This window comes from Paraburkholderia mimosarum LMG 23256 = NBRC 106338 (assembly GCF_000739815.1).
Taxonomy (GTDB): Bacteria; Pseudomonadota; Gammaproteobacteria; order Burkholderiales; family Burkholderiaceae; genus Paraburkholderia; species Paraburkholderia mimosarum.
The window spans coordinates 1-6558 of record NZ_BBJJ01000150.1; the positions used below are offsets into that span (position 1 = coordinate 1).

Consider the following 6558-nt stretch of genomic DNA (forward strand, 5'->3'; position numbering starts at 1 on the left):
GGTACGGGTGGCATCGTCGGAGAGGATCGCGCTGGCCAGTGCCGCTTTCCTTTCCTGGAGCGCGACGATTTTTCTTCCACGCTGCCCGCGGTGACCAGCTTGTAGACGAACACCGGCTTGTCCTGTCCGAGACGGTGCGCGCGATCGGTGGCCTGGTTTTCCACCGCCGGATTCCACCACGGATCGTAGTGAATGACGGTGTCGGCGGCCGTCAGGTTCAGGCCCACGCCACCGGCCTTCAGGCTGATGAGAAAAAGTGGCACCTCGCCCCGCTGGAAGCTTTTGACCGGAGTCGCACGATCGACCGTCTCACCGGTCAGGACTACGTATGGAATCTGCTCATTGTCAAGTGCGGAGGCGATGAGATCGAGCATGCTGGTGAACTGCGAGAAGAGCAGGATGCGGCGACCTTCCTCGATGAGTTCGGGCACCATGTCGAGCAGCAGCGCCAGTTTGGCCGACTCCTTCACGCGATTGGCCTGCGTGGTCCTGAGCAGTCGCGGATCGCAGCAGACCTGGCGCAGCTTGAGCAACGCGTCGAGCACGACCAGATGGCTGCGAGCGAGGCCATTGACGGAGATCGCATCGCGAACCTTCTGCTGCATGGTGGCGCGTACGGTCTCGTAGAGGTCACGCTGGGCGCCTTCGAGGTCGACGGTACGCACGATCGTCGTCTTCGGCGGCAGTTCGGTTGCCACCTCGTCCTTGCGCCGGCGCAGCATGAAGGGGCGGATGCGGCGGGCGAGCAGTTCGCGCCGGTCGGCATCGCCACCCTTTTCGATCGGGGTGCGCCAGCGTCGCGTGAAATCGTCGCGCGAGCCCAGAAACCCGGGAAGCAGGAAGTCGAACTGCGCCCACAGTTCGCCCAGGTGATTCTCAAGCGGCGTGCCGCTCAGGCACAGGCGGTGTCTTGCCCGCGGGGCGCGGATGGTGGCCGCTGCCCTGGTGGCGGCGTTCTTGACGTACTGGGCCTCGTCGAGGATCAGCAGGTGATATTCGTGCTGCGCAAGGACTTCCTCATCGCGCCAGGCCAGCGCGTAGGTCGTAATGACGAGGTCGTGTTGCGCGATCTCTTCGAATCGCGCATGGCGTTGTGTGCCATGCAGGTTGAGTACCCGCAGCGCGGGGGCGAAGCGCTGCGCCTCGTCGCACCAGTTGTGCACAAGCGTCGTCGGCATGACGATGAGCGCGGGCTGCGCGAGACGGCCGGCCTCCTTTTCGGCGAGGATATGCGCAAGCGTCTGCACGGTTTTGCCGAGACCCATGTCATCGGCCAGCACCCCTGACAGGTTGTGTTCGCGCAGGAACTGCATTCAGGCGAGCCCCTGCCGCTGATAGCCACGCAATTCAGCCTGCAGCCCCTGCGGCACCCGCACCTCGGTGACGCCCGGGCCTGCCATCAGGCGCTGCGCGAGCTGACGGATCGACGCATTACCATGAAACTGCCAGCGGCCGGTGTCGTCGAGCGCGGCCAGGCGGGCGGCATCCCATTCAGAGATCTGCATGCCGCCGCCGACATTGCCGAGCAGATCGACCAGCACACGCACGACCGGCTTCAGGCGCCCGGCAGGCAGGCGCAGGCGTTCGTTGCGCTCCGTTCTGAGCTCAACGGCCTCATCGTCGGCGATGCTGTCCAGTTGCCCGGAGAGCCAGCGCCCGTCACGCACAAAAAGACTGGCCAGCAGCGGTTCGAGACGCACCTTCTCGCCGTTGACCGTAATGCCCATTTCGACATCGAACCAGCCTTCGTCCGTTTGGCGCAGGCTGCCCTCGATCCCGTCGATCTCGATCACGTTGTGTCGAAATTCCGGCGTCATCTCGACCAGCCAGCCCTTCTCGCGAAGCGCAGGCAGCGCGTACGTCATGAAGCCGGACCAGGCAATCTCCTGGGCGGGCTCAAGCATCCCCTGCGGGAACGGCCGGGGGCCATGAGCCCGATTGGGTGGAATGGCGCGCAAGCCGGCGCGCTGCAGTTCCACCAGACGGCGCTTCTCGCCCACGGCATCGCGCTGGATCTGCATGACTGAACCATTCGCGCCGAGACGGATGAGCGCCGTTTCGCCCCGCGCGGGGATGCGTTCGCCGTCGTAGTCAAAGCTCACGGTCGCAAAATCAAGCGCGTCCTGTGCCTTGGTCGACGACCAGTTCATGTTCCAGGTGGGTAACGTATCCAGCACGAGTACTGGAACCGGCGCGCAGCCGATCACGCGCACGCCCGACTGATCGTACGCGGGCGGCAACGGCAGGCCGGGCGTCGCTTCGCGCAGCACGTTGCCCACGAGCGGCGCCTCGTCAAGGGTGATGGGCGGCATCGAGAGCACGTCCGCGATATGGGTCGCGGACCAGTCCAGCTCGACCGGACCGGCAACGCCCGCCTGGGCGTCCAGATACCAGCAGGGTTCCGTTGCCGTGATGAGCACGGAAGCGGCGGGTTCGGTCTGCAGCACGGGGCGTACACGCATGTCGGGCAGTGTCTGCCAGGTCAGGTACCCTGGGCGAGCGGGTCCGTCCTGCAGCGGGCAGGGTTGGCCGGAATGCATGGTGCTGGCCGCGGGGGAGGCAAAGGCACGGCCGGTGGCCACGAGTTTTTCGAGCAGCGCGGCACCCGTGGCGCCCTGCAACCCGAGCTGGCTGCCGAAGGCACCACGCGAGCGCCCGAGCCACAGTCCGCGCAGGATCGGCAGATCTTCTTCGCTCACGAATTTCGGCGGCTTGATGAGTGCGTTCTCGATGTTGTGCCACGCGTCCTCAAGCGAGCGGATCGTGCCATCGGCGGCCACACGCGACTTGTAAATCACGATCTGCGGGTAGCTCTGATGCGTGCCGGTGATCACATAGGCGAGTGCGTGTGAGGCCCGGGCGCTCGCCCGTTTGCCGCCTGCGGGCGCGCCCAGATGTCGTGCCCGGAAACCTTCAAGCCAGCCCGCGAGTTCGGGACGCACCCCCGTGACAGCCTGCCTGGGCAGGTGCGTCAGGCCCGCGATCAGGAGTGCGGCCACGTGCTTGCAATGGCCGCCGACCGGGCAGGAGCACTCGGTCTCGATCCACAGGTCTTCGTCAGGATCGGTGAAGATGACCCGCACGTCGTAGGGGCGCGAGCGGGTGCCCTGTACCCTGCCGGCGAGGATATCGTCGTGCTGCCAGTGCAAATTCGAGACGGCCCGGGCATAGTCGCGTGCCTTGGCAACCGTGTAGTCGTCGAGCCATTCCGTGATCTGTTTGCGGTCGTACTGGATGGCCATCGGCAGGAGATCCTGATCAGTCGTACTTCGAAGGGTTTGCAGGCACGGCCCTGGGCGTGGGCCGAATTGGTCCGTATTTTACGCGGGCACTTCATCCGGCTGGGCGGGGGATTTTTTTGAGATATGCGTATCCGTGGTCTGTGCGTGCCGGCGGTCGTCTTCTACGTGCAGGTAGAGGCCCGTTGTCTCGATCGAGGCGTGGCGCAGGTTTTTCTGGATGAAACGGATGTCGGTGCCGGCATCGGCCTGATGCGAGGCTGCCGAGTGGCGCAGCCAGTGCGTGGAGGTGCGTCGCAGGGTCGCGGCGCCCACGGGGTCGACTGCGGCGAGCGCGTCCGCCGTGCGCAGGAAGACTTCCTTCGTGATCAGGTAGATCGCGGTTGGCGTCAGATGTCGCGCGGTGTCGCCGGCGATGCTCATGACCGCCGGAGAAGTCTCGTCGGGCGTAGGTGTCGGCGGCAGGCCGCAGAAGGTGCGGTAGCGGGCGAACTCGATCATCAATGCGTCGCTTGCGGGCACCTCTCCCTCGGCGCCGCCCTTGCCGACCACATGCAGCCACCATCGACCGCGCCGCTGGGCGAAGTCGGCTGCCTTCGCGTGCGCGGCTTCGCTCGCCCGCAGCGCCGTGTGATACAGCAATCGGATCAGCCAGCGGCTGCGTTCGTAATGCTGGCGTTCACGGGCGGTGGACTGAGGCCATGCCTCGACCGAGTCAAGGACGACCTGCCAGAGTGCGTGATCGAGATAGCGCTCGATACGGCGCTTGCGTGTGGTGGTCATTGAGCGCGAGCGGCGCAACGCCAGGGGGTTGCCGGCGAGATAGCCCGCGGCCACCAGGTAGTTGAGCAGCCCGCACAGGATGCCGAGCGCCTGGCGTCGACTGCGCTCGGACAGCGGTCCGTCGAACAGGCGCCGGGCGCCACCGCGGCGTGGCAGGGCGGGATCCGCCCAGTCCACGGACGGCGCGGCCAGAAACCGTTCGTAAAGCAGGAAGTCCTCCCGCGTGAGGCTCGAGAGCGGTTTGCCGAGCGCACGCGTCGCCCAGATGAGCAGGCGCACGGCCTCCTTGCGGTAGCTGCGCAGTGTGTGCGGCGAGTGCACATATTCGGCGAGCCACAGGCGCACGGCGTCGAGGTCCGTGTCGGCGGCGATTTGCCGGTGGGCGCCACGCGCACGGTTGGTGCCCTCACGGCCATCCAGCGCGGCAGGCAGCGCCATGGGCAGGAGCGATTCCGGGGTGGGGACGGGCAGGTTCATGGCTGACGCGTTTTGAAAAGGCGATCGGGAGCGTACACCGGAATTTCTTCCGATTATCGGACTTATCATAAATTTCAAGCGCTAATCGTTATACATATAACGAAATACACAGATATACGGATATACTCGGCCACGAAACCCGACTTCCCCGACCACTTTCACGCCAATACCCGCCTATGAGCCGTATCAGCGATACCCGCCTTCGCACCCGCGAAGCGGCTGCACGCCTCGTCGCCGCCGGCCGGCGCCCGCATGAGCTCACCGTCGACCTCATCTATGCCGAGATCCGTCAGGGCAGCCGCACCACGATCAACGACGAGCTGAAACTCTGGAAGGACGAGCAGGCCCGCAATGACGCGCTGGCCGCAGCGTTGCCCGCGTCCGTGGCCGACGCGATGCGCTCGCTCTGGGCGCTCGCTGTCGAACACGGCGAGCAGGTGTTCGCCGCGCGCGGCGAGGAACTCGAGCGTGAAGCCGTGGAGTCCACCGCCCGCGCCGAATCGCTGGGCACGACCCTGGCGGCGCTCGAAGCACAGGTACAAACGCTGCGTACGCAACTCGAGGAGCGCGAGACGCGGCTCGCGGCGGCTGCCGCCGGACTTGCACGGTCCCAGGCCGAACGCGAGGCAGCACTCCAGACAGCGCAGGCTCTCGCTGCCGAGCGCGACGCCGCGCGCGTGCAGTCCGGCGAGGCGCTGCGCACGGCGCAGGACACGCATGCGCGCGAACTCGAGGCCCAGCGCGCGGAGCACGCCGGGCGTGAGGCTGCCTTGCGGGCACAGATCGATCAGGCGGCCTCGCGGCTCGAAAGCGTGCAGAAGCACGTCCTGCTGCAAGCCGAAGAGGCACGCGGCGCACAGCGGCGCGCGGAGACCGCGCTCGACAGGGTGCAACAGCGTAACGAGCAGCTCGTCGGCGACGTCCAGCGGCTTGCGGCCGAAGCGGCCGAGCAGCGGCGCCTGGCCGATCGCCACGAAAAGCAGCTCGCGAGCGTCATCGATGAGGCGCGCGAGTTACGGCGCGATCGCGACACGCTCGCCCAGCAGGTCGCTTCGCTGCAAGGGCAGCTCAAGGCCCGCCCCCAGCCGGCGGGCGCACGGCAAGGCAAGGCGAGACCCTGATCCTCCCGGCGCGCGTTCAGGAACAAAAAACTCATGACCGCCTCGCACCGCCTCTCGATCCTTACCCGCGCCGAAATCGATGAACTGTATGCGTTGCCGCGCTTTACCGACGAAGACCGGCATACCTACTTCGAACTCGGCAACGCCGAGCAGCAGCTCTTGCGCGCGCGCACGCTCCCGGTCGCGCTCCATCTCGTCTTGCAGCTCGGGGTGCCCTTGATTTTCGTGCAGATTTCCGGTTAGACACACCTATGCCTGGCGCGGGTCTGGCTTGTGGCCCTGTATAAATTTCGTTTCAAATCAAGCGCCTGCTGACTACCCCCTGAGGCTTCCCAATTGCGTGGATGGATGCAGTAGCAGTCCAGCGGTTTGATCCGCACGCCGTGACGAAAGACCGAAACTGCAGACGCTGTCTGCATTGTCGATTCAGTGTTTTGGACTTCAGATCAGGCTCTGCGACTTGCGGTCGAAGCGTGCAGATCACTGTCGAGACTCGGAAGGATTCGGTGCGCGTACCGAGCCACTGGAAAATTGAATGTCCCGCGCAGGTTGATTCCCTCCAGGTGTGTCGGCGCGATTCTTCTCAACTGTTCAGGCGCCAGTGGCTCGCCTGTGGCCGCCTGAATTTCTTCAAGAACGCGTTGCATATGCGTGGTGTTCCACGCCATCAGGATATTCGAGAGAAGCGTCAGTGCGGACGAGACCGCCGAGAGCGATTCATGACGGCGTGCCAGTTCGACAGGTATCTTGCCGATATGGATCGCGCGTTGAACGTTGTGGACGGCTTCTCCACGATTCAAGACATGCTGCATTTCCGCCCTGAACGGGGCATTGGTGAAATAGTCGATCAGAAAGATGCTTCTGAACAGGCGTCCGACGTGAACGCCGCCTCCATATACGGCCTGCCCACGCGCTGCTGATCCGAAGCGAGCCAGGGT

At 65.2% G+C, this 6558-nt stretch carries 3 protein-coding genes and 2 pseudogenes; 2 read left to right on the forward strand and 3 right to left on the reverse strand.

The genetic code is table 11. The features are described 5' to 3' along the window. Both BMI01S_RS35510 and BMI01S_RS35515 read right to left on the reverse strand, forming a co-directional pair. Positions 1–3242, reverse strand: a pseudogene (locus BMI01S_RS35510) (DEAD/DEAH box helicase); the annotation flags it as partial. Positions 3243–3320: 78 nt separating this feature from the next. After that, a complete protein-coding gene (locus BMI01S_RS35515; protein ID WP_028232958.1) occupies positions 3321–4499 on the reverse strand; it encodes a tyrosine-type recombinase/integrase in 1179 nt (392 codons plus the stop codon). A 176-nt stretch (positions 4500–4675) separates the two neighbouring features. Here BMI01S_RS35515 and BMI01S_RS35520 point away from each other — a divergent pair, with 176 nt between their 5' ends. Both BMI01S_RS35520 and BMI01S_RS35525 read left to right on the forward strand, forming a co-directional pair. Next, on the forward strand, positions 4676–5620 hold the full coding sequence (locus BMI01S_RS35520) for a DNA-binding protein (RefSeq protein ID WP_028232959.1): 945 nt from the start codon (positions 4676–4678) through the stop codon (positions 5618–5620). A 33-nt stretch (positions 5621–5653) separates the two neighbouring features. Beyond that, positions 5654–5830 (forward strand): annotated as a pseudogene (locus BMI01S_RS35525) (DUF4158 domain-containing protein); the annotation flags it as partial. 236 nt (positions 5831–6066) lie between these two features. On the opposite strand, the gene BMI01S_RS40095 reads toward BMI01S_RS35525, so the two are convergent. After that, positions 6067–6558, reverse strand: a 492-nt coding sequence (locus BMI01S_RS40095) for a Tn3 family transposase (protein WP_156123894.1), incomplete at its 5' end; no start/stop codon positions are given.

Excerpts from the sequence above, each read along its gene's own strand:
- BMI01S_RS35515 (WP_028232958.1), bottom strand. The coding sequence starts at position 4,499 with ATGAACCTGCCCGTCCCCACCCCGGAATCGCTCCTGCCCATGGCGCTG.
- BMI01S_RS35520 (WP_028232959.1), top strand. The coding sequence starts at position 4,676 with ATGAGCCGTATCAGCGATACCCGCCTTCGCACCCGCGAAGCGGCTGCA.